16 protein-coding genes are annotated in these 22,899 nt (G+C 66.9%); 9 read left to right on the plus strand and 7 right to left on the minus strand.

Going from position 1 to position 22,899, the window contains the following annotated elements:
- The first annotated feature begins 1 nt into the window (after nt 1).
- On the plus strand, nt 2-1,333 hold the full coding sequence (locus BMZ97_RS10835; RefSeq protein WP_175525506.1) for a VpsF family polysaccharide biosynthesis protein: 1,332 nt from the start codon (nt 2-4) through the stop codon (nt 1,331-1,333).
- Here BMZ97_RS10835 and BMZ97_RS10840 read toward each other — a convergent pair.
- The gene (locus BMZ97_RS10840; RefSeq protein ID WP_092168327.1) at nt 1,296-2,549 is read right to left on the minus strand and encodes a glycoside hydrolase family 5 protein; all 1,254 of its coding nucleotides are present in this window, start codon (nt 2,547-2,549) and stop codon (nt 1,296-1,298) included. The two genes, BMZ97_RS10835 and BMZ97_RS10840, sit on opposite strands and share 38 nt — an antisense overlap.
- Nucleotides 2,546-3,718, minus strand: a complete 1,173-nt coding sequence (locus tag BMZ97_RS10845; RefSeq protein ID WP_092168330.1) for a DUF1972 domain-containing protein — start codon at nt 3,716-3,718, stop codon at nt 2,546-2,548. Before BMZ97_RS10845 ends, BMZ97_RS10840 begins: the two co-directional genes overlap by 4 nt.
- Before the next feature lie 156 nt (nt 3,719-3,874).
- On the opposite strand from BMZ97_RS10845, the gene BMZ97_RS10850 reads away from it, so the two are divergent.
- Genes BMZ97_RS10850 through BMZ97_RS10865 form a run of 4 tightly spaced genes read left to right on the plus strand, consistent with a single transcriptional unit; the run spans nt 3,875 to nt 8,918 of the window.
- Complete coding sequence (locus BMZ97_RS10850; protein WP_092168333.1) at nt 3,875-5,059, plus strand: glycosyltransferase; 1,185 nt, start codon at nt 3,875-3,877, stop codon at nt 5,057-5,059.
- Nucleotides 5,056-6,363: an MATE family efflux transporter gene (locus tag BMZ97_RS10855; protein ID WP_092168336.1), complete on the plus strand. Its 1,308-nt coding sequence runs from the start codon at nt 5,056-5,058 to the stop codon at nt 6,361-6,363. The genes BMZ97_RS10850 and BMZ97_RS10855 overlap by 4 nt, the downstream gene beginning before the upstream one ends.
- A 36-nt stretch (nt 6,364-6,399) precedes the next feature.
- On the plus strand, nt 6,400-7,674 hold the full coding sequence (locus BMZ97_RS10860; protein WP_092168339.1) for a GNAT family N-acetyltransferase: 1,275 nt from the start codon (nt 6,400-6,402) through the stop codon (nt 7,672-7,674).
- The gene (locus tag BMZ97_RS10865) at nt 7,671-8,918 is read left to right on the plus strand and encodes a hypothetical protein (protein ID WP_139221195.1); all 1,248 of its coding nucleotides are present in this window, start codon (nt 7,671-7,673) and stop codon (nt 8,916-8,918) included. Before BMZ97_RS10860 ends, BMZ97_RS10865 begins: the two co-directional genes overlap by 4 nt.
- 52 nt (nt 8,919-8,970) lie before the next feature.
- Here the strand turns inward: BMZ97_RS10865 and BMZ97_RS10870 are convergent, their stop codons facing one another.
- Both BMZ97_RS10870 and BMZ97_RS10875 read right to left on the minus strand, forming a co-directional pair.
- Nucleotides 8,971-9,225 (minus strand): hypothetical protein, encoded by a 255-nt coding sequence (locus BMZ97_RS10870; RefSeq protein WP_092168348.1) that lies wholly within the window; start codon nt 9,223-9,225, stop codon nt 8,971-8,973.
- Between the two features lie 216 nt (nt 9,226-9,441).
- Nucleotides 9,442-10,653 carry a M24 family metallopeptidase gene (locus tag BMZ97_RS10875; protein WP_092168351.1) on the minus strand — a complete coding sequence of 404 codons (1,212 nt, stop codon included), beginning with the start codon at nt 10,651-10,653 and terminating at the stop codon, nt 9,442-9,444.
- A gap of 259 nt (nt 10,654-10,912) precedes the next feature.
- Here BMZ97_RS10875 and ggt point away from each other — a divergent pair, with 259 nt between their 5' ends.
- The gene (gene ggt, locus BMZ97_RS10880) at nt 10,913-12,520 is read left to right on the plus strand and encodes a gamma-glutamyltransferase (protein ID WP_092168354.1); all 1,608 of its coding nucleotides are present in this window, start codon (nt 10,913-10,915) and stop codon (nt 12,518-12,520) included.
- Between the two features lie 32 nt (nt 12,521-12,552).
- Here ggt and BMZ97_RS10885 read toward each other — a convergent pair whose 3' ends face one another.
- Complete coding sequence (locus BMZ97_RS10885; protein ID WP_244546337.1) at nt 12,553-13,143, minus strand: TetR/AcrR family transcriptional regulator; 591 nt, start codon at nt 13,141-13,143, stop codon at nt 12,553-12,555.
- A gap of 222 nt (nt 13,144-13,365) precedes the next feature.
- On the opposite strand from BMZ97_RS10885, the gene BMZ97_RS10890 reads away from it, so the two are divergent.
- The 3 genes from BMZ97_RS10890 to BMZ97_RS10900 are packed head-to-tail and all read left to right on the plus strand — an operon-like array spanning nt 13,366 to nt 19,245.
- Nucleotides 13,366-14,580: an efflux RND transporter periplasmic adaptor subunit gene (locus tag BMZ97_RS10890; protein WP_092168360.1), complete on the plus strand. Its 1,215-nt coding sequence runs from the start codon at nt 13,366-13,368 to the stop codon at nt 14,578-14,580.
- Nucleotides 14,581-14,582: 2 nt separating this feature from the next.
- Nucleotides 14,583-17,747, plus strand: coding sequence for an efflux RND transporter permease subunit (locus BMZ97_RS10895; protein ID WP_092168363.1), 3,165 nt, complete (start codon nt 14,583-14,585; stop codon nt 17,745-17,747).
- 34 nt (nt 17,748-17,781) lie between these two features.
- The gene (locus BMZ97_RS10900) at nt 17,782-19,245 is read left to right on the plus strand and encodes an efflux transporter outer membrane subunit (protein ID WP_244546338.1); all 1,464 of its coding nucleotides are present in this window, start codon (nt 17,782-17,784) and stop codon (nt 19,243-19,245) included.
- 41 nt (nt 19,246-19,286) lie between these two features.
- Here the strand turns inward: BMZ97_RS10900 and BMZ97_RS10905 are convergent, their stop codons facing one another.
- Nucleotides 19,287-20,585: an aspartate aminotransferase family protein gene (locus BMZ97_RS10905; RefSeq protein ID WP_092168366.1), complete on the minus strand. Its 1,299-nt coding sequence runs from the start codon at nt 20,583-20,585 to the stop codon at nt 19,287-19,289.
- A gap of 48 nt (nt 20,586-20,633) precedes the next feature.
- Entirely contained in the window at nt 20,634-22,898 is a 2,265-nt protein-coding gene (locus BMZ97_RS10910; protein ID WP_092168369.1) for a molybdopterin-dependent oxidoreductase, read from the minus strand.
- Nucleotide 22,899: the final 1 nt, after the last annotated feature.

A 22,899-nucleotide genomic window follows, 5' to 3' on the forward strand; every position in this document is an offset into this window, starting at 1 on the left:
GATGCGCGGGGCGGGCGCCGCCGACTCCGGCTTCCAGGCCTACCCCGCGCGCAGTCGGGCCGCGGTCGATTGGCTGAGCGCATTCGGCCTGACTGCCTCCGTCGTCGTGCTGTTTGGCGTATCAGGCGGTTTGCTCTGGCTGCTCGGCTACAATTACGACGGGCTGACCGGCAGTCCCGTCACCAAGATCCACCCCTTCACATACATGGCGGCAGCCCTGTTCATCTGGCGGGCGCTGACATTCGGCAATCCTGTCGGCTATTGCGTGCATGTCGCCAATCGGCGCCCCGCCGCGGTGCTGATGGCCTTCGCCGCCACCGCCTTGCTCATCATCATCATCATGCGCAAGGGCCCCGGCATGGCCGGGGCCATCGATGCCTTTCTCGGACCGGCGCTGTTTGCCCTGCTGCTGGCTGACGCCGATGAGCGCCTGATGGCGCGCATCGAGACGATCCTGCATATCGTGATGGCCGCCAACGCGCTGATGGCGCTGGGCGAATTCGCCACCAAGACCTTGATCTTCCCGTACCGCTTCGATGGTGCGGTGTTCCCGACGGATACCCGCTCCACCGCCTTGCAGGGACACCCGCTGGCGAACGCCACCGTCACGGCCTGCTATCTGCTGGCGCTCTTGAGCGGCGCGCGCAGGCTGCCCAGTGGGTTGCGGTTGATGATGATCGGTCTGCAATCGGCCGCCCTGGTCGCCTTCGGAGGCCGGTCCGCCATGGTGGTGGCGACCGTGCTCGGCGGCGCCTATGCGGCGGCCGCGGTCTTGAAGACATTGCGGATGGGCCGGGTGCCGCTTCTGGGTGCCGCCGTCGGCGTCCTGCTGCTGGCGCTGGTTCCCGTCGTCGTCGGCTTCCTGGCCTCGGGCGGCTTTTTCGACGCGCTGCTCAGCCGCTTCGCCTCGGATGGCGGCAGCGCCAATGCCCGCGTCCAGATGTTCGAGCTGTTCAGATACCTCTCGCTGGAAGACATCATCGTCGGTCCGGACCTGCAGTTGATCGAGAGCCTGCGCCGCATCAACGGTCTGGAATGGGGTATCGAGAACCCGATCATCCGCATGACGCTCTATCAGGGCGCCTTCCTGACGCTGGTCATGACCTTCGTCTTCGGTCTCTTCATGTACGAGCTGACGCGCGGTTGCGAACCCGGCACCTGGCTGCCGATGATCGGCTGGCTCATCCTGCTCAACACGGCCGAGACCATCGCGGCCAAGACGACGGTGCTGGCCAAGTTCAGCATCATCATCCTGTGCATGTACCGGCGCCGCGGACCCGCCGCCGCGCGCCCGCTCAATCGCGCGGCATCACCAGCCCCAGGGCCTCGGTGATCGCCGGATCGAAGGCCCGGGTGGTGTCGTCGATCATGCCCATGCCGTCGAAGAGATTCCAGAACGCCCAGGGAAAGCCGAAAGCCTCGGCACTGCGGCGCACATCCTCGACATAGCGAGCGCGATCGGGAGCCGCCGCCGCGACATAGCGTGCATCGCTGCGCAGCGCGCCGAACTCGCCCATCAGGATACGCGCGCTCTCGATGCCGTTGCGTTGTCCCCAGGCCTGCACCATGCCGAGATAGCGGTCGATGAAGAGCCGGTCCGGCTGCGCATTGAAATAGACTTTCAGGACCCGCTGCGTCTCCTCATAAGCCGCCCGCTTATCCGCGGCCGAGGTGACCGTGTCCTGATCCATCCGCACCCGCACGGCAGACAGTGTCTGCTCGAGACTGCCGGCCGAGGCGGGCCATGGCACGGAATTGAGCGCGCGATAGACCGGCTCGCGCATCCAGAGCGCGCCCTGATGGCTGAACAGATAGGGCTCGTAGAAATGAAAAGTGAAGAAGAGCGGCCCCAGCGCCTGCAGCGGCGCCGGGTCGAGGGCGACGAGGCCGCTGACCATGCTGCCGCAGCCGCCGGTCGCGATCAAAGGCAGATTCGGAGCCGCCGTCCGCGCCGTGGTCAGCAAGTCCATCTGGACATCGCGCCACGCAGTCGAGGAACATTCTCCGCCAGGCTCGTTGACCGGCTCGAAAACAACGCGGCTCGAATTGAGGCGCCCCAGGCGCCCGGCGATCTCGCCCACAAGGGCGCGATAGGCGGGAAAGGCCGGCGCCATCGTGCTGCCGAGCAACCGCTCCGGGTTCCAGTAATGGGTGGCGCCATTGGCATGAAGGTTGACCACCACCGACAGATCGGCGGTCAGCGCGTCGTTGATCGCGGCGCCGGCCACGTCGAACAGGATCGCCTTCTCCTGTTCCGTTCCAGCCAGGAAAGGCCCGGGATCGATGGGGATGCGCAGGAAGTCCAGCCCTGCCCGTCGCAGGCGGGCGAGGTCCGTCGGCGTCGGCACCGGCCGCTGCTCTTGAAAGGGCGGCCAAGCGTAGTCGGTGCGCGGAGCCGGGTATTCCCGCGTCAGCGAAAACCACGGCCAGGTGTTGATGCCCCGCTTCAGCACGGGCGTGACCGGCGCGGCGCCGACACCCATGCAGGCGGCAAGACCGGCCAGCGCCACGGCGCCGCCCATCATGCCGCGCCGTGACATCCCGCTCATGACCGAACTCCCTCCAAAGGCGATCGCAGCGGCTTTGCCGCGGCGGCAGGGTCCCCGAGAAGCGCCAGGGCCTCGCGCTCATAGGCCTGGAGGATATCGTCCCAGTTGAAGAACGCGCTGGCGCGAGCCCTCGCTTCGGCGCGGCAGCGCTTCGCCAGCGCATCGTCCTTCAGGATCAGCGCCATCGCAGCCTCGCAGCTGTCGCCATCGGAGAAGAAGACGCCCGCCGCTCCGGCGGTCCAGCGGTTATAGGGATTGTCATGAGCGATGACGGCATTGCCCGCCCATAGCGCCTCGACCAGCGAGGGATTGGTCCCCCCCACCGTATGGCCATGGACATAGGCGCGGGCATGGAAGCGCAGCGCCTGGACAATGGCGGGATCATAGATCGCACCCGGGAAGATCACATCCTCGCCCGCCGCCTCGCGGACCTGCCGGTGATAGGCGTTGTCCTCGTTGAGCTGGCCGAGAATCACGAGCTTCGTATCGCGGGGGCAGCGCGAGAATGCCGCGACCATCGGCGCTATATTGTTGTCGGGTTCGATCCGGGCGATAGAGATCAGATAGCGGCCAGGTTCCAACCCCATCGCCCGCACGGGCGCGTCCGGCGCGGACCCCACGGGCACCCCGCCATAGGGGATCATGGCGATCGCGCTACGCGGCCTGCGGGTCGCCAGATGGTCCGCGATGATGGGATGGTCCGCTATGAGGCGCTGCGACGACCACGCGGCGATCCACTCATTGACCCAGAACCAGGCCCTGATCGGCGGGCTCCATTTCGGGCGGCGCCATTCGATGCCGTCCATGTTCGTGATGACCTTGCGCCGCCACAACCTCAGATAGGGCAAGAAGGCCGCACCGTTATAGCCCAGGACCAGGGCGACGCTGTCGCGCCTGGCCGCGTCGCGCACGCAATGCCAGTCGAACTCCAGGGTCGCGCGGGGCCCCACTGAAGCGACCTGTACATGGATGAGCTCGATGTGCCGCCATGTCTCGCTGCGCAAGCGCTGCGTCACGGCCGGCACATCGTCCTGGCAATAGACCCCGACATGCCAGCCGCGCGCCGCGAGGAACAAGGCCAGATGCTGCGCAAAGGTCTCGAACCCGCCATGAGACGCCGGCAGGCCTCGCGTTCCCAAAATGAGAATAGAGCGCTTCACGTTTTGCATAGTCACCCCATTCTTCGCGCGAGAGTGTTCGGAATCGAAACAATTCAGGCCAATGTGACCTGTCCGGCGCAAAGCAGATGCCGGGCACAGATCTTGCCGGGACCGGCGCAGGCGATGGCTTTCGTACCGTTATGGGAGTGGAGAGCGGTTCTTCCGATGCGTATTGCTTGCGTTCACCAGGGCTATGAGCTGTACGGCTCCGATCGCAGCTTCGCGGAAAGCGTCGCCGCGCTTCGCGCCGCCTACCCACTCGCCGATATCGAGGTGGTGCTTCCGCGCCCGGGGCCGATCCTGAGCTTGCTGGAAGGCAAGGCCTCCCGCGTGAGTTTCGAGCCGATCTGGGTGCTGCGGCGCCAGGCCCTGCTGCGTCTGGCGACCAGCGGACTTGCCCGGCTGCCACGCGCGCTCATGCGCGCAGCCCGGCGTCTGCGGGAGAACGATCTCGTCTACATCAACACATCCGTGGTCACGGACTACACGCTTGCCGCGCATTTCTTCCCGAACAAGGCGCTGCTGCACATCCACGAGATTCCGGAAGGAGCGGCGCGGACGATCCTGCGCGCATTGGCGCGCTGGAGCCGGGCCGAAATCATCTTCAACTCCCAGGCGACACGCGCGGCCTTCTCGCTCCACCCCAGCACGCGGACCCATGTGATCTACAACGGCGTGACCGGCCCCGCCGCGCCGGAACCCGTGACCTATGACGGCGTCCGGCCGCTGCGCGTGCTGATGCTGGGCCGCATCAGCCGGATCAAGGGGCAGGAGGTCCTGCTGGAAGCCGTCGCCGCACTGCCCCCCGAGTTACGCACGCGGATCGAATTACGGCTGGTCGGCAGCGCCTTCGAAAGCGAAGAGCGCGAGCGCGCCTTGCCGGCGCTGGTCGCGGCGATGGGATTGACGGGACAGGTCAGCGTCGAGCCTTTCGTCTCCGACCCATCCTCGCTCTATCGCTGGGCGGATATCGTCGCGGTGCCGTCACGCCGGCCGGAATCGCTCGGGCGCGTCGCGATCGAGGCGATGGCGTTCGGCCGCCCGCCCGTGGTCTCCGCCATTGGCGGCTTGACCGAGGTCGTGCGGGACGGGCGCAGCGGCTGGCTGGTGCCGCCCGGCGACGCAGCCGCCTTGTCAGCCAGGCTGCGCACCATCATCGAGGATCCCATGGCCTGGCGTGGATTCGCAGCCGCCGGCCGCGCTCGCTATGAGGCGCTTTTCAGCGAGAGGGCGGCGATGGCCGCGATCGGAGCCGTAGCCGGCGCCAAGCTGTTCCAACCGGATGGAGGCTCCGCCATCCGCGCGACCGTCCACGCCAAGACCGTCCACACGACAATGGACGCGTCATGACACAGACCGACGTGAACCGCATCGCAAGACGGCTGGTGCTGATGATCGGCGGCGAAGCGATGCAGAGCTGCTTCCATTTCGCACTCGGCATCGCGCTGATCCATGTGCTGTCGGCACATGATTACGGCGTCTTCGCCATCGTGATGGTGATCGGCGGCGTCGGGCTCACCTATATCCGCTCCCTCACAGCGATGCCCGCCAGCATCTGGATCGGGCAGAGCCAGTCGCGCGCCGGGGCGGATGCCTATGAGGTGACCTTCGGCTCCGGCGCCACCTTGCTTTCGGCCTTGATGGCGGTTGCCATAGCCCTTGTGCTGCGTTTCTGGGCGGATCGAGGTGCGGCGATCGCCGGGGGCTGCTTCATCGGCCTGTGGTCGCTGCGCAGCCATCTGCGCACGACCTTCTTCGCGCGCGGGCGCCAGAGGATCGTCGGCTTCAGCGATCTCATCTTCACGCTCAGCGGCGCCGGCCTGGCCGGGGTCGCGCTATGGGCCGGAGGGGACCTGCTGCTGGAGGTCTTCTTCGCCCTGACAGTCGCCAATACCCTCGGTATTGCCGCGATGCTGGCGCTGTCGCGGCGGCCGTTCCGTATCAGCTACGGGCCCAAGATGCGCCGACGCTATGCCCGGCTCTGGCGGCAACTCAGCTGGTCCGGCGTGAGCGTGACCACGACGAATCTGCAGGGACAGGGCATCGCCCTCCTGGTGACGGCCATCGCAGGCCCTGCCGCCTATGCCCCCATCGCCGCGGTGCTGACGCTGTTTGTGCCGCTGCGCGTCGCCGCCACCGCGCTAGTGAACCTGATGCAGCCGGAACTGGCGTCGCTGCTGGCACAGAGCGAGGACGAAAGGGTCTGGCGCCAGGTCAAGATCTGGGCGGCAATCATGGGCACGGGCGGCTTCGCCTATGGGGCCGCCATGACCACCCTCCTGCCGATGATCAAGTCCCAGGCGTTCGAGGGAACGCCCGTGCATCTGATCGGCATCTTCGCCTGGGCGATTCACTCCGTGACCATGCTCTATGTGATGCCGCGTATCGTGCTGGAGGCGATGACAGCCTTCCGCACGGTGGCGCTCATCACCACGGTCGCGGCCATCATCAGCATAGCCTGCATCACGCTCCTGCTTTTCCTGGCGCCAGTGGCCTGGGCGCTGGCAGGTGCTGCGATCTCGGAAATCATCGTTCTCGCCGCTTCCTGGATCGTCGTGCGCCGACGGTTGCACGGTATGTCCGAGGGCAGTTCGCTCGCCTTCACGCACAGGCAGCAGCCCGAGGCCGCGCCCTTGACGTCTCCTGGATCCTGAAGGCGGACCCCACCCACGGATGAGAGGATAGCCTCGATGATCATCGCATCTTCCAATGTGGCGGCCGGGCCCTCGCTTGTCCCGGCTCTCCATCTCATACCCGTGGCACCATCGCTTGAGCGAAGCGTGCCACGGAGCTTCCTGGCGCGTCTCCACACCAGCCTGCAAGCAGTGAAGCCACTCTGGCAGGCCATGCAGCGCGACGGCACCTGCACCGCCTATCAGCGCTTCGATTGGGTCAGCACCATCGCGCGTCATCTTGTCCCGCGGCGCGGCGCCGAGCCTTTGATCGTGGAGGTGATCGACGCCGTCACGCAGCGCCCCACCATGCTGCTGCCGCTGATCCGCTATCGCCGGCCCAGCCACAAGGTCATCGAATGGCTGAGCTGCGGCGTCTGCGATTACGCGGCCCCGCTCCTCGCCCCGGGCCTTGCACTGACCGCAAAGGAGGCTGCCGCCGCATGGGCTGCGGCGCGGACCGTATTGCCGCCGGCCGATATGCTGCGTGTGAGGGGAATTCCGCGGCACGTCTTCGGAGTTGCAAATCCCCTCGCGAACCTTGCCCAGGCCCGCCGCTCGTCGCTCGTCTCGACCGGCATCGCGCTTGACGGCGATCCCGAGACCTTGCTGCAGCGCAAATGCAACCCTGCCTTCGTGCGTGATTTCGGTAAGGCCAGCCGCCGCCTGGAGCGGCGCGGCGAGCTGCGTTTCGTCGAGGCGCAGACGCCGGCGGAGGTCGAGGAGATCTTCACCGCGCTGCTGGCGCAGCGCCTGGCGCGGTTCCGCAAGCTCGGGCGCTTCGACCTTCTCACCCAGCCGGCCGCCGTCGCCTTTCACCGCGATGCTGCGATGCAGGGTCTCAAGGGCGGCCCCGTCCGCCTTTTCGGACTCCGGGTCGGCGATGAATGGGTCGCCACCTGCTATGTCCTCGTTCATCACGGCGCTCTGCAGGGTCTTCTCCTCGCCATGGCGGAGGACTCGTGGCGCCGGTGCACGCCCGGCCTGCAGATCGTCGCCCGGGCCATGATCTGGGCCAGCCAGCAGGGCCTCGACTACTACGACATGTCGGTCGGTTCGCTGCACTACAAGAAGGACATTGGCGGGCGGGAAATGCCGCTCTTCGAGATCGACGAGGCCCTGACGCTGCGCGGCCGGATTCTGCTCGCCGGGCTTCGCCAGGCCGACGCCGGCAAGGCTTGGCTGCAGGCGCATCCAAGGACCTTCGAACAATTGCGCGCCGGCCGCCGGACCCTGCGCCGAACGAAGCAAAGGCTCGAAGCTCTGCTCCCGGGCAAGGAGGCTCGGCTATGACGTCCCTTCAGGCATCAGACATGGCGCACCCCGCCTCGGCCAGGGCGACGTCCGCTCCCGGCGACAGCAACGATCATCCTGCAGCCTTGGTAGCGTCCGCCGCGGGCGGACGCGTCCTGCCCAACGGGTTGGTCCGCCCGCTGGAGAGCCGCGATCTGGAGCAGGTAGCGACCCTGTTCCTCAAGACGTTCCGGCGCAAGCGGAAGGCCTCCCAAGCCCAAAGCGCGATCGAGGAGGCCGCCGGCTATATGCGCCAGCTCTATCTGGAGGGACCCGGCAGCGAAGGCGGCGCCGGCTCGCTGGTGCGGGTCGATGCGCAAGGCGACATCGTCGGCTTCCTCGGCATCCTGAAGAACAGCTACACCCTCGACGGGCAGGCCCTCAGCGCCGGCGTGATCAGCACCCTGATGGCGGCAGACGAGCATGTCGCCGGGCCCGTCGGCCCGCAATTGGTACGCGCCCTCAATCAGAGCCCGTTCGATCTGGTCTTCGCCGACTCGGCCAACCGCGCCTCGCTCGCCCTCTCCCGCCCGCTGAAATACGAATTGCTGCCGCTCAACTGCCTGGAATGGGCCTGCGTTTTCCGGCCGAGCGCCCTGCTGGTGCATAAGATGCAGCAGAAATGGCCGCTGACGCCGGCGGCCATCCTGGCGCCGATGGCGCATGTCGCCGACTTCGCCGCCGGCCGGGTCCTGCGCTCCCGGCGCAAACGCTCGGCACCCGGGCGATGGCAGGACGAGGCCATAGACGCCGCAGCCTTCGCCGAGATCGCACCGACCTTCCTCGACGCGTTTCGCCTGCGCCCGGTCTGGGCTCGCCCTGAGCTCGACTGGCTCCTGGGTCAGGCGGCGCAGAGGCGCAACAGCGGGCCGCTGAATTTCCGGGTCGTACGGGACGGTTCCGATGCGCCGATCGGCTGCTATGCCTTCTATGCCGAGAAGCACGGCGTGGCGCGCGTCCTGCAGGTGCTCGCCCGAGACGGGCGCTGGGGCGCCGTCATAGACTGCCTGAGGCAAACCACAGAGGAGATGGGCTGCATCGGCGTGCACGGCGCAGCGCAGCCGAGCATGATGCCGCATCTCTACGCCCATCCCGGCCTATTCTTCTACTATGCCGGGGGCACCATGGTCCGTTCCGCCAACAAGGATGTCATCCAGGCGGTTCGCGACAACAGGGCCCTGATCGGCGGCCTTGCCGGCGACCGATGGACACGCCTGGGTACCGACGAGTTCGGCTCGGCTTAAGCCGCGCCGGAGATCGCAAAGGTCACCGCGTCGAGATCCAACAAGCGCGTCATCACGCAGCCGGCGCTCCGAACACGAAGCGTACGGCCACATTGAGCGCGAATGGCAGCACGGACATATGGGTCTCGCCGGGAAGGAACTGGAATTCCGCTAGGAGGTTCGCGGCGCGCGCAAGCCGTTCCGCCATCGCCCGCGCATTGTCGACGATGCGGCTGTCCGCGAAGCCCTTGATGCGCTTTTCCAGGTCAGTCGCGCCTGTCTGGAACAGCGCGAGCGCCTGCTCATACTCGCCCGCCTGCAGGAGCACGCGTCCAGGCGGCTCTATCTTACGACGCGCCAGGAAACGCTCCGCCTCGGCGACGATGCCCGCCCCCTCCCACCAGATCGCCGGGCTCTCAGATGAGAGACCAATTCAGATTTCAGATGGGATCACGTGATGACCCCATCTGAAATCATCCGGCTCTAGGCGATCAGGGGATGACCGGAGCCCCATACCGGGGCCCAGTCACCCATCTCCGCGCATTCAGGCTTCGTAGCCGAAGGGATCGTCCACGGAATGGGCGGGCTTGGTGAACCAATGGGCCCCGTCCTCGGCCATGTAGATGATGTCCTCGAGGCGCACGCCGAACTCGCCATAGATGCAGATCATCGGCTCGTCGGAGAAGCACATTCCAACCTGGAGTGGCGTCTTATTGCCCTTCACCATGAAGGATTCCTCATGCACGTCGAGGCCGAGCCCATGGCCGGTGCGATGCGGCAAGCCCGGCACCTTGTAGCCCGGGCCGAAGCCCGCCGCCTCGATGACGCCGCGCGCCGCCGCATCCACCGCCTCGCAGGGCGCACCCAGGACAGCCGCATCGAACGCCGCGAGCTGCGCCCGCTTCTCCAGGTTCCAGATCTCGCGCTGGCGCGGGTTGGCCTCGCCGAAGACATAGGTGCGGGTGATGTCGGAGCGATAGCCGCCGACCTTGGTGCCCATGTCGATCAGCACCATGTCGCCCTCCTGCAGCGTCTGCTCATAGGGCACGCCATGGGGATAGGCCGTCGCCTCGCCGAACTGGGCGGCGCCGCTGGTCCAGCTCATGCCGAGCTTGCGATGCGCCTGGTCGAGGAACAGCTTGACCTGAGCGGTGGTGACGCCGACCTGCAGCGCCCGGGCCGCCGCCCGGTGGACCTCCATGGTGATGTCCATGGCGTGTTGGATCAGAGCGATCTCGGCGGCCGACTTCAACTGCCGGCAGGCTGCGGTGATCACATTGCCGTGGCTGAAGGAGAAGCGGTTGCCAGCCTTGCGCAGCCCGTCGACGATATAGAACGGCGTATGCGGATCGAGCGCGACCTGGCCGCTCTCATAGCCCAGACTGCGGATGGTCTCGATCACCAGCTCCGTCGGGTCCTCATGCTCCTCCCAGCAGCGCACCTCCTCACCGAAGCGCATCAATTCCCGCGTCTTCGGCTCCTCGAAGGTCGGGCTGAGATAGACGATCTCGCCCTCGGCCGGGATGACCGCACCATGCAGGCGCTCGGACAAGGCGAGCTGGATGCCGGTGAAGTAGGCAAGGCTCGTGGAGGTATCGAGATAGAGCGCCTGGAGACCCTGTTCGCGCAGCAGGGCCTGCGCCTTGGCGATGCGAGCCTTGAACTCGGTCACTGCGATCGGCTCGATGCCATCCGTCATCGGCTTCAACTTGGCGAGCTCGGCCTCGAAGCTCGATCCGCCCACTCCGATCGTCATAGGTCATGTCCTCATTCGTCTGGTCGCAAAGCATTGGACCGATCAATCGCTGGTGGCGGTGGCAACACCGAAGCGACCGATCGGAGCGGCGAAGGCTTGTTATGCACCGCATCCACGGGAAACGGCACCTGCGCTGTCAGCTGAAAGCGCATGCGGATTTGCGGGTGGCGGACAGCAAGCCGACGCGCGATGCTGCCTCTTCCAGAACGACGGTCGCTGGCTCAGGGCGACCATGCGCGGCGGAACCGGGGAGACATAGATGCGCGGCATGATCGTAGCGGCCCAGCCGGAAGCTGCCGAAGCCGGCGCGGACATCCTGCGCCGGGGCGGCAACGCCATCGACGCCGCCATCGCCTGCGCCTTCAGCCAGGGCGTGGTCGATCCGCAGATGTGCGGGATCGGCGGGTTCGGCGCGATGCAGATCAGCATGCCGAAACGCGGCGTGCACACCGTGCTCGAATTCCTGGCGCTGGCGCCACTCGCAGCCACGCCCGAGATGTGGGCCGACCGTTTCGTCGGCCAGACCCGCGACGGCTTCGTCTTCCTGCTCAGCGACCACGCCAACGAGCTCGGCCATCTCGCGGCCGGCACGCCGGGCAACGTCAAAGGTTACACCGAGGCCCTGTCGCGCTTCGGCACGATGGAGCTCAGGGACGTCATGGCGCCAGCGATCCGGCAGGCACGCGACGGTTTCACGATCCGCCCCTATGTCCACTACTACTGGACGATCGACCAGCGCAGCACCGGCCAGATCAACACCGAGGACAAGCTCCGCCACAGCGAGACCGGGCGCGCGATCTATTTCCACCCCGACGGCACGCTGAAGCGCCCCGGCGACGTTATCACCAATCCCGACCTCGCCCGCACGCTGGAGCGCATCGCCGCCGCCGGCCCTGAGATCTTCTACACCGGCGCGATCGCCGAGGAGATCGCCGCCGATATGGCAGCGCAAGGCGGGCTCCTGACGAAGCGCGATCTCGCCGAGTACAAGGTGCGCGAGAAGCAGCCCGTCTGGGGCGCCTATCGCGGCCTGCGCATCGCCGGCAACCCGCCCGCAGCGGGCGGCGTCTCGCTGATCGAGCTCATGCATATCCTGCAGGAGTTCGAGATCGGCGCCCTCGAGCACAACAGCGCCGAGCATATCGCGATCCTCGCCGAGGCGATGAAGTGGATGACGATCGACCGCGACGCCCATATCGGCGATCCCGACTTCGTCGATGTGCCGATCGACAGGCTGCTCTCACAGGCCCATGCCGCCGGCCATGCCGACGCGATCCGGTCGGGTGAGAAGGCGCGCGTGGCGCGCTCGGAATTGTCCAGGGATCCGCCGGACACCACGGTCGTCTGCGTCATGGACGAAGAGGGCAATGCGGTGACGCTGACCCACACCCTCGGCCAGCCCTCTGGCGGCATCCCCCCCGGCCTGGGCTTCATGTATAATGGCTCAATGAGCGGTTTCGACCCCCGCCCCGGCCGCGCCGGCTCGATCGCTCCCGGCAAGGCCCGCGGCAGCGCCATGGCGCCGACGATCATGTTCAAGGACGAGAAGCCGATCATCGCCATCGGCGCGCCAGGCGGCACCTTCATCGTACCCGCCATCGCCCAGGCGCTGAGCAACGTCATCGATTTCGGAATGAGCATGTCCGAGGCGGTTGCCGCGCCGCGCATCGTCTGCCTGAGCGACACGATCGACGTCTCCAACCGCATCGAACGCCGCGTCACCGCCGCCTTGGAAGCCAAAGGCTACGCCATAAGCCGGTCCTACCAGTCCTTCGCCTTCGGCGCGCCGCATGGCATCCGCGCGGAGGAGGCGAGCTGGTCGGGCGGCGCCGATCCGCAGCGCGACGGCATGGCCCTGAAGGTCTGACGCTGGCGCGCGCCTGGCATGCGCTGCGCACTTCAGCGACGGGCGACGCCGTTGACGAAGATGTCGATGCACATTCGCAGATAGGCGCGGCGCTCCTCGCGCGAGCCCCACTCGCCATGGTGACGCCGGCGCGCGAACACGCCGAACACCATATCCATCAGCATCTGCGCGGCCTTGGCCGGATCGGCGAGCGCGATGAGACCGCGCTCCACCTGACGCATCAGCCATTCCGCGAGAAGGCGACGCGATGCCTCGGCGCCGTCGCGCAGGATCAAGAGCTCGATCTCGGGAAACCGGGTCGATTCCGTAATGACGAGACGAATGAACGCGATGCGCTCGCGATCGGCGGCCTCGTCGATATCGATCCTGAAGATCGCTTCGAGGGCCTCGGCCACGGGCAGATCTTCATCGTCGGGGCGCGGCAGATCCAGCATCGACTGCCGGTGCAGGATGACGACTGCCGTGAACAGGTCGGTCTTGCCGGGGAAGAGGCGATAGAGCGTCCGCTTCGAAATGCGGCAACGCGCCGCGACGAGATCCATCGTCGTGCCGGCATAGCCGACCTCGAGGAAAGCATCCCTGGCATGGGCCACGATCATCGCGCGCACAGCCTCGTCGGCCATGGTTTTCGGGCGCCCGCGCACGGGCGTTCCCTTGGCGGCCGCCGCCGCGTCCTCACATGTTATCGTCTGCCCCTGCGCCATGTGTTTCCCCTTATTTCACCTCCATGCGATTGACAGCGGAAGATTGCAAGCCATAAGGGTACTCTTAAGTTTCCAAAATAGGGTGATGCCGTGCAGCGCTTGAGGATGCAACATCGCGAGACCAGCCTTGTGCACTGCGGCATGCCCGTTTTGCGTGGGCGAATCGCGGTCGCTGCCATTGCGGTGGGGCTTCTGCTCTCGGCCTGCAACGAGAAGGCGGCCGGCCCCGCTCCGCCATCAGCGCAGATGCAGGTCAGTGTCGTCAGCCTGCGTCCGCAGCCTGTCGCGATCACGGCCGAACTGCCGGGCCGGGTTTCGGCCAGCCTCGTCGCGGAGGTGCGTCCGCAGGTCAACGGCATCATCAAGTCGCGCCTCTTCAAGGAAGGCGGCGAGGTCGCGGCCGGGACCGTGCTCTATGAGATCGACCCGGCGAGCTACCAGGCGGCCTATGACAGCTCTGCGGCCGCCCTGCAGAAGGCCGAGGCCGCTGTGCCGAGCGCCCAGGCAAAGCTTGACCGCTATCGCGACCTGGTTCGCCAGAACGCCGTCAGCAAGCAGGACCTCGACGATGCGATCTCGGCCCTGGCCCAGGCCAATGCCGACGTCGCCTCGGCCAAGGCGAGCCTCGCCACGGCGAAAATCAATCTCGATTACACCAAGGTCGTTGCCCCGATCGGTGGGCGGATCGACAAGTCCTCCCTGACGCCGGGTGCCCTGGTGACGGCGAGCCAGACCGACGCGCTCACCACGATCCGCCAGCTCGATCCGATCAATGTCGACATCACCCAGTCGAGCACCAACCTGCTGAAGTTTCGCAGCGCGCTCGCCGAGGGCCGGCTGAAGCTCAGCGGCCCCAATGTCGCGGTCAAGCTCAGGCTCGATACGGGCACGCTCTACAACCAGGACGGACGCTTCGAATTCGCCGAGGCCAATGTCGACCAGACCACGGGCACCTTCACCCTGCGGGCGGAATTCCCCAATCCCGACCGGCTGCTGCTGCCCGGCATGTATGCGCGCGCCATCCTCCAGGAGGGCATCGCCGAGAACAATTACCTGGTGCCGCAGCGCGCTGTCGGCCGCAACACCAAGGGTGAAGCCACGGCCAAGTTCGTCAACAAGGACGGCAAGGTCGAGGAGCGCGTGCTCGTGACCCGTCGCACCATCGGCAACAACTGGCTGGTCGATACCGGCATCGGTGACGGCGACAAGGTGATCGTCGAGGGCGGGCAGCTCGTGCGTGTCGGCCAGACGGTCACGGCCAACGAGGTCACGATCGACGAGGCAAGCGGGGAGCTGCGCCCGGCGGCGCAGCGCGCGGCCGCAGAAACGGATACGCCCGGCACGGTGAAGAACTGAACATGTCACGCTTCTTCATCGACAGGCCGATCTTCGCCTGGGTCGTCGCTATCGTCATCATGCTCGCCGGCCTGCTGGCGCTACAGTCCCTGCCGATCTCGCAATACCCGCAGATCGCGCCGACGACCGTGAACATCAGCGCAAGCTATGCCGGCGCCGACGCCCAGACGGTCGAGAACTCCGTGACGAAGGTCATCGAGCAGGGCATGACCGGCGTCGACAACCTGCAATACATGACCGCGACCTCGACCTCGTCGGGCAATGCCTCGCTGACGCTGACCTTCACCAACGCGGCCGATCCCGACGTCGCGCAGATGCAGGTGCAGAACAAGCTGCAGCTCGTCACCTCGCAATTGCCACAAACAGTCCAGAACACCGGCATCACCGTGTCGAAATCCTCGACCGGCTTCCTGATGGTCATCGCCTTCGTCTCACGCGACGGCAAGATGTCTTCGACCGACCTCGCCGACTATGTCGACTCGACGCTGAACGACACGCTCAAGCGCGTCCCCGGCGTCGGCTCGAGCCAGCTCTTCGGCTCCGGCTATGCGATGCGCATCTGGCTCGATCCCGACAAGCTGCAGAAATATGCGCTGATGCCGAGCGACGTCTCCAACGCGATCACGGCGCAGAACACGCAAGTCTCGGCCGGCCAGCTCGGCGGCTTGCCGCAGAAGCCCGGCCAGCAGCTCAACGCGACGGTGACGGCGATGAGCCGCCTTCAGACCGTCCCGCAGTTCGAGAACATCATCCTGAAGAGCGGCAGCTCCGGCTCGATCGTGCGTTTGAACGACGTCGCGACGGTCGAGCTCGGCGCCAAGGACTACCGCACGGCCGCCCGCTACAACGGCCAGCCGACAGCGGCGCTCGCGATCAGCCTCGCAACCGGCGCCAACGCCATCTCGACCGCCGAGGCGGTGCAGAAGGCAATCACGCGGCTGTCGCAGACCTTCCCCGAGGGCGTCGAGGTCGTCTACCCCTACGACACCACGCCTTTCGTCCGGCTCTCGATCGAGAAGGTGGTCGAGACCTTGATCGAGGCGATCGTGCTCGTCTTCGTGGTGATGTTCGTCTTCCTGCAGAATCTGCGCGCGACGATCATCCCGATGCTCGCCGTGCCGGTCGTGCTGCTCGGCACCTTCGGCGTGCTGGCGGTCGCCGGCTATTCGATCAACACGCTGACCATGTTCGCCATGGTGCTCGCCATCGGCCTGCTCGTCGACGACGCGATCGTCGTCGTCGAGAATGTCGAGCGCGTGATGCAGGAAGAGAAATTGTCGCCGAAGGAGGCGACGATCAAATCGATGGGCGAGATCACCGGCGCGCTGGTCGGCATCGCCACCGTGCTCTCGGCCGTGTTCGTGCCGATGGCCTTCTTCGGCGGCTCGGTCGGCGTGATCTACCGGCAGTTCTCGGTCACGATCGTCACCGCCATGATGCTCTCCGTGCTCGTCGCGCTCGTGCTGACGCCGGCGCTCTGCGCCACCATGCTGAAGCCGCCGACGGACCATGCCACCCAGAAGGGCCCCTTCGGCTGGTTCAACCGCAATTTCGACAAGGCGACCCACGGCTATCGCAGCGGCATCGCCGGCATGATCGCGCGGCCGTTCCGGTTCCTCGCCGTCTTCCTGCTGATCGGCATCGGCATGGCGGTGCTGTTCACGCGCCTGCCGAGCTCCTTCCTGCCGGAGGAGGACCAGGGCACGCTGTTCACCATCGTGCAGATGCCGGTGGGCGCGACGCAGGACCGCACCTTGCGCGTGCTCGACCAGATCCGCACCCATTATCTCGACAAGGAGAAGGACCTCGTCGAGGGCGTGCTGACGGTCGCCGGCTTCGGCTTCGGCGGCGAGGGCCAGAATGTCGGCCTCGCCTTCGTCCGGCTGAAGCCCTTCGCCGAGCGCAAGGGCAAGCAGGCGACGGCGCAGGCGGTGGCGATGCGCGCCATGGGCGCGTTCCGCTCCATCAAGGACGGCATGGTCTTCGCGCTGGCGCCGCCCGCGATCCAGGGCTTCGGCAACACGGCGGGCTTCGACTTCTACCTGCAGGACATCGCCGGCGCCGGCCATGAGAAGCTGATCCAGGCACGCAATCAGCTCCTCGGCCTCGCCGGCAAGAGCCCGGTCTTGTCCGGCACCCGGCCCAACGGCCAGGAAGACACGCCGCAATACTCCGTCGAGATCGACCAGGAGAAGGCGAGCGCGCTGACGCTCTCGCTCTCCGACATCAATGCGACGCTCTCGACTGCCTGGGGCAGCGCCTATGTCAACGACTTCATCGATCGCGGCCGGGTGAAATCGGTCTATGTCCAGTCCGGTGCGCCGTTCCGGATGCAGCCGCAGGATGTCGACAAATGGTATGTCCGCAACTCCGGCGGCACGATGGTGCCGTTCTCGGCCTTCTCCTCGGGGCGCTGGACCTATGGCTCCCCCCGGCTCGAGCGCTATAACGGCTCGGCGGCGGTGGAGATTCAGGGCGCCGCTGCGGCCGGCGTCAGCTCGGGTGCGGCGATGGACGAGATCGATGCCCTGATGAAGCAGCTGCCGGCCGGCTACGCTCATGAATGGACCGGACTGTCCTATCAGGAGCGGCTCTCCGGCAGCCAGGCGGCGGCGCTCTATGCGCTGGCCATGCTGGTGGTCTTCCTCTGCCTGGCCGCGCTCTATGAGAGCTGGTCGATTCCCTTCGCAGTCATGCTCTCCGTGCCGATCGGCATCTTCGGAGCGCTGCTGGCCGCGACCTGGTTCGGGCAGACCAACGACGTCTATTTCAAGGTCGGACTGCTGACGACGATCGGCCTTGCAGCCAAGAACGCGATCCTGATCGTCGAATTCGCGATCGAGCAGCAGCAAGCCGGCAAGGGGCTGGTCGAGGCGACATTGGAGGCAGCGCGCCAGCGCCTGCGGCCGATCCTGATGACCTCGCTCGCCTTCGTCCTCGGCGTAACGCCGCTGGCGGTCGCGACCGGCGCCGGCTCGGGCAGCCAGAACGCGATCGGCATCGGCGTCATGGGCGGCATGATCGCCGCCACCGCGCTCGGCGTGTTCTTCGTGCCGCTGCTCTTCGTCACCGTGCGCCACCTTGTCCAGGGCAAGGATGCGCAGGGCAAGGGCGCGCAGGGTAAGCGCGGGGATGAGCCGGTGGCCGAGCCGGCAAAGGCAAGCTGAGATGGCCGCAACGATGACCGGAAGCCGCGCGACGATGAAACGCTTCAGCCTGGCCCTGCCGCTCTGCCTGATGCTGGGCGCCTGCGCGGTCGGGCCCGATTATGCCGGCCCCTCCCTGAGCCTGCCGGCGAAATGGGGCAACGCACCAGCCTCGAAACGGCCACTGGCGTCCAAGGCGCTGGATGAGTGGTGGAAGCGTCTCGGCGACAAGACACTGAATGGCATCGTCGAGGAGGCCGTGGCCGGCAATCTCGACGTCGCCTCGGCGAAGGCACGCATCCGGGAAGCGCGAGCGACCAGGCGCCAAGCCGTCGGGGCGCTGTTTCCGTCGCTCGACGGCACCGGCTCGGCCACGCGGTCGCGCACCAGCGCCGCCACCTCCGGCACGGGCGACAACACCACCTCCAGCCTGTACAAGGCCGGCTTCGATGCAAGCTGGGAGCTCGATCTGTTCGGCGCGAATTATCGCGGCGTCGAGGCGGCGACCTATGGCGCTGACGCTGCCGAGGAGGACCTGCGCGCGACCCTGCTGACGCTGGTCGGCGACGTGACCTCCAACTATGTCGAGGCGCGCGGCTACCAGGCCCGTATCGCCCTGGCCAGACGCACCGCGGCCTCGCAGCGCGAGACCGAAGGCCTGACGCGGACCAAGTTCCAGGCCGGCTCGGCCTCGGCCGTCGACGTCGCCAAGGCGGCTGCACAAGCGAGCTCGACCGAGGCGGCAATTCCGAGCCTGGAGGCCGCCTATGCGCAGAGCCTGCACCAGCTCGGCATCCTGACAGGGCAGGCGCCCACCGCGCTGGCCGGCCGGTTGGCGCGTGGCGGCCCGATCCCGGCTGCGCGTAGCACGCCGCCTGCCGGGCTGCCCGCCGATGTCCTGCGCAACCGCCCCGACGTCCGCAAGGCCGAGCGCCAGCTCGCCCAGTACACGGCCAAGATCGGCCAGGCGGAAGCGGCGCTCTATCCGTCCGTCAGCCTCACCGGCAATATCACGACCTCGGCCCTGAAAACCGGCGACCTTGCCAAGAACTCCTCGATCGGCTGGTCTTTCGGACCGACGCTGAGCGTGCCGATCTTCAATGGCGGCGAGCTCAGGGCTGCTGTCGAGGTCGCCCAGGCCCAGCGCGACCAGTATGATTCCGCCTTCAAGCTCTCGGTGCTGACCGCGATGCAGGATGTCGAGAACGCGCTGGTTTCGCTGGCGCAGGAACGCCTGCGCTCGGGCAAGCTGTCCTCCGCCGCGACCTCCTATCGTGATGCGGCGCGGCTCTCCCGCACGCTCTACCAGACCGGCTCGTCGAGCTTCCTCGACGTGCTCGACGCGGAGCGCTCGCTCTACAGCGCCGAAGACACGCTGCTGCAGAGCCGGGTCGCCGTTTCCACCGACTTCATCGCCCTCAACAAGGCGCTCGGCGGCAGCTGGACCAAGCCGGTCGACGTGTCCTCGCCGGCGGTCGTCGACGTCAACACCGGGCCGCATCCGCGCACGGGCTACTGAGATCAGAACGGGTAGGGCAACACGCCCTGCCCGTTCCGACCTCAGGCAAGCACGCTCCTGCGGGCGTCGAGAATGCGATCGAGCGCGTTCAGGAAAGCCGAAAACTCCTGGCCTCCGATCGGGAAGGACAGGGCGATCAGGCCGCGCGGCGCGAAATAGACACCGGCCTTCACGAGATCGAAGAACAGCAGGTTGCGCTTCGCGTTCGCCGTCTGCGGTGCGCCCTGCGGATGGATATTCATCAACGAGCCGAGGCCGGATACGGTGATCGGCACGCCCTTGGCCGCAAACAGCGCGTTCAGATCGGCACGGAACCGGTCGCCACGCGCATTCAAGGCGTCGAGCGCCTCGGCCGTCAGGAGCTGCTCCACCGCCGCGAGCCCCGCCGCCATGGTCAAGGTGTTGTTGTTGTAGGTGCCGGCATGGCCGATCGAGGACGGCCGGCGCGGATCGAAGACCTGCATGATCTCGCGCCTGCCGCCGAAGCTGCCGAAGGCGAGGCCGCCGCCGAAGAATTTTCCGATCGTCGTCATGTCCGGCGTGATGCCGAGCAGCTGCTGGCGACCGCCCAGCGAGAGCCGCGAGGTCTGGATCTCGTCGAAGATCAGCACGGCGCCCGACTCGTCGGCGAGCCGGCGCAGGCCGGCGAGGAATTCGGGCGTGCCCGGAATACAGCCACCCGCACCCTGCATGGGCTCGACCAGGATCGCCGCCAACTCGCTGCGATGCGGCTTGACCAGGTCGAGCGTCTTTTCAAGGTCGTTATAGGAGGCGACGACGAAGTCGTGCGGCACCGTGACGGGCGTGCCACCGGGCGGAAAGGTCAATACGCCGCCATGATAGCCGCCCGCGAACACCAGGATCTTGCGCCGTCCGGTGAAGGTGAGTGCGGCGGCGAGCGCCATCAGATTGGCTTCCGTACCGGAATTGGTGAAGCGCAGCAGATCCATCGACGGAAAGCGCGCGCAGATGCGCTGGGCCAGCTTCCCCTCGATGGCATTGTGCGAGGACAGGTTGATCCCGTCATCGAGCGCGGCGCGGATCGCCTGCTTCAACACCTCGGGCGAGTGGCCGAAAATGCCGGCGGTGAACTCGCCCAGGAAATCCAGGTATTCGTGCCCGTCGGCATCGGTCAGGCGGCAGCCCTCGCCGCGCAGCATGCAGAGCGGGAAGGGATCGTAGAAGAGCGAGGTCCGGGTGTTGCCACCCGGCATCGACTCGGCCGCCGCCATGAAGCGTGCCCGGCTCTCGGGGTTGCGGCGCACATAGTCCTCGCGAGCCTCGGCGAGCGCGACATCGAGCGCCCCGGCTTCATGCGAATTGGCGGCAGTCAGGGGCATGGTCGGCCTCTTGCGATGCGAGATGGCGGTGGCGGATTCGATCGACGATCAGGTTCCTGCCCGCTTGATCTCGATCAGGCAAGAATTGGGCGCGGTCGCCTGCGCGAGGCGCGAGGTCGGCATGCTGGAGGTGAGACTGTTGGGATTGCCGCCGCGGTCGAGCGGCAAGGCCCCGCCATCCCCAACCGGATCATACCAGGCGCCGGTTGGCAGCACGGCGACGCCCGGCTCAACCTCACGCGTCGACCTGAGCGCCACCAGGCAGCGGCCACGGTCATTGAAGAGTTCTACGATGTCACCATCCCGGAGATGGCGTTTGGCGGCGTCGGTTGGGTGCATCAGCACGACCTCATACCCGTCGCGCTTTGCCGCCTGGCTCGGCCCCGCCAGTTCCAACTGGCTGTGCAGGCGATGCGCCGGCTGCGGCGAGAGCAGGTGCAGCGGGTAGCGCTGCGCCAAAGGCGAGCCGAGCCATTCCTCGGGCGCGAGCCAGGTCGGATGGCCAGGACAATCGTCATAGCCAAAACCGGCGATCGTCGCAGAAGTGATCTCGATGCGGCCGGACGGCGTCTCCAGCGGTTTCCCCTCGGGGTCGGCAACGAAATCGGCCAGTGGCGTGACCGGGGCCGGCGCAGCCTCACCTTCGTCGAGAGCAGCATAGCCGCGCGCCCAGAACGTTTCGAAATCCGGCAATTCGGTATGGGCTGTGCTGTAGCCGTCATACATCCGGCGCAACCATTCCCGCGGCTCGCGCCCCTCAGTGAAGGCCTGCTCGAAGCCCATCTCGCGGGCAATGCGGGCCATGATCTGGTGATCGGACAGGACTTCGCCCGGCGGCGCGCAGACCTGCCGGCTGGCGATGAGCCAGTTGTCGCGGGAGGAGGCGGCGATGTCGTCGCGCTCGAACGGGAAGCTCGCCGGCAGCACGATGTCGGCATGGCGCGCGGTCGCGGTCCACATCGGCTCGTTGACGATCACCGTCTCCGGCCGCCGCCAGGCCTCGGTCAGACCGGCGAGATCCTGATGGTGGTGGAACGGGTTGCCGCCCGCCCACCAGACCAGGCGGATATCGGGCAGCACCAGGCGCCGACCGTCATAATCCAGCGTTCCGCCCGGTTGGGACAGGAGCTCGGTGATCCGCGCCACGGGGATGAAGCTTTCGACCGGGTTGCGCCCCTGGTCGAAGGCCGGGCCGCGCAACCGCCGGATCGGCTGGCCGACGGTGCTGACGGAGGTCAGGCCGAAGGCGATGCCACAGCCGGGCCTTCCGGCATGGCCAGCAATGGCCGCAAGCGCGATCGCCGCCCAATAGGGCTGCTCGCCGAAGCGTGCCCGCTGCAGCGACCAGGCCGCATTGACGAGCGCGGGCTCTGAGGCGAAGGCGCAAGCGAGATCCCGGATCGTCGCCGCCGGCACGCCGCAGATTCCGGCCGCCCAATCGGCATCCTTGACCACCCCGTCGCTTTCGCCCGCCAGATAGGCTTCGAGCTCCGCAAGCCCCACCGTACAGCGCGCGAGGAAGGCGCGGTCGGCCAGGCCCTCCGCCAGCAGCGTCTGCGCCATCGCCAGCAGCATCGCCGTGTCGGTATTGGGCCGGATCGCGACATAATCGGTCGTCCCGCCCGGCAGATCCGGGACATCGGTGCGCACCGGGCTGACGATGATGATCCGGACGCCTGCCGCTGCCGCTGCCGCGAGCCCGCGCTCGGAGCGGTGCTGGCCGGTGCCGCCGGCCTCGACCTGCGCATTCGACAGGCGAAAGCCGCCAAAGGAGATCAGAAGCTTGGCATGGGCGGCGATCTGGTCCCAGCTCGGGGCGACATCGGTGGCGAATTTGAAGCGCGGGCCGATGACATGCGGCAGGATGACCGCGCCGGCACCGAAGCTGTAGGTGTTGACGGCCGAGGTGAAGCCACCCGCGAGGTTGAGGAAGCGCTTGAGCTGGCCCTGCGCATGGTGGAAGCGCCCGGCACTGGCCCAGCCATAGGACCCGCCGAAGATCGCGGCATTGCCGTGAACCGTGCGGACGCGCTCGACCTCACCGGCGACGAGCGCCGCCGCCTCGTCCCAATTGATGCGGACGAACTCATCACGGCCACGGTCTCGGCCGCGCCGCTGCGGGTTTTCTCGCGCCGCGAGCCAGCCCTTGCGCACCATCGGATGAAGGACACGCGCCGGATGGTCCTTGAGATCGAGATAGGCCGCCCCGACCGGCGAAGGCTGCGGGTCGAGCCCGAAGCCCTGCAAGGCAGCCTGTCCGGAACCGTCGTGGACGACCTCATAGGTGCCGAAATGCGTCCCGAACAGGTGCAAG

The sequence above is a fragment of the Allobosea sp. OK403 genome (assembly GCF_900113835.1).
Lineage (GTDB): Bacteria > Pseudomonadota > Alphaproteobacteria > Rhizobiales > Beijerinckiaceae > Allobosea.

Coding starts and splice junctions, on each gene's coding strand:
- BMZ97_RS10835 (WP_175525506.1), top strand. CDS start 2: ATGCGCGGGGCGGGCGCCGCCGACTCCGGCTTCCAGGCCTACCCCGCG.
- BMZ97_RS10840 (WP_092168327.1), bottom strand. CDS start 2,549: ATGAGCGGGATGTCACGGCGCGGCATGATGGGCGGCGCCGTGGCGCTG.
- BMZ97_RS10845 (WP_092168330.1), bottom strand. CDS start 3,718: ATGCAAAACGTGAAGCGCTCTATTCTCATTTTGGGAACGCGAGGCCTG.
- BMZ97_RS10850 (WP_092168333.1), top strand. CDS start 3,875: ATGCGTATTGCTTGCGTTCACCAGGGCTATGAGCTGTACGGCTCCGAT.
- BMZ97_RS10855 (WP_092168336.1), top strand. CDS start 5,056: ATGACACAGACCGACGTGAACCGCATCGCAAGACGGCTGGTGCTGATG.
- BMZ97_RS10860 (WP_092168339.1), top strand. CDS start 6,400: ATGATCATCGCATCTTCCAATGTGGCGGCCGGGCCCTCGCTTGTCCCG.
- BMZ97_RS10865 (WP_139221195.1), top strand. CDS start 7,671: ATGACGTCCCTTCAGGCATCAGACATGGCGCACCCCGCCTCGGCCAGG.
- BMZ97_RS10875 (WP_092168351.1), bottom strand. CDS start 10,653: ATGACGATCGGAGTGGGCGGATCGAGCTTCGAGGCCGAGCTCGCCAAG.
- ggt (WP_092168354.1), top strand. CDS start 10,913: ATGCGCGGCATGATCGTAGCGGCCCAGCCGGAAGCTGCCGAAGCCGGC.
- BMZ97_RS10885 (WP_244546337.1), bottom strand. CDS start 13,143: ATGGCCGACGAGGCTGTGCGCGCGATGATCGTGGCCCATGCCAGGGAT.
- BMZ97_RS10890 (WP_092168360.1), top strand. CDS start 13,366: ATGCCCGTTTTGCGTGGGCGAATCGCGGTCGCTGCCATTGCGGTGGGG.
- BMZ97_RS10895 (WP_092168363.1), top strand. CDS start 14,583: ATGTCACGCTTCTTCATCGACAGGCCGATCTTCGCCTGGGTCGTCGCT.
- BMZ97_RS10900 (WP_244546338.1), top strand. CDS start 17,782: ATGAAACGCTTCAGCCTGGCCCTGCCGCTCTGCCTGATGCTGGGCGCC.
- BMZ97_RS10905 (WP_092168366.1), bottom strand. CDS start 20,585: ATGCCCCTGACTGCCGCCAATTCGCATGAAGCCGGGGCGCTCGATGTC.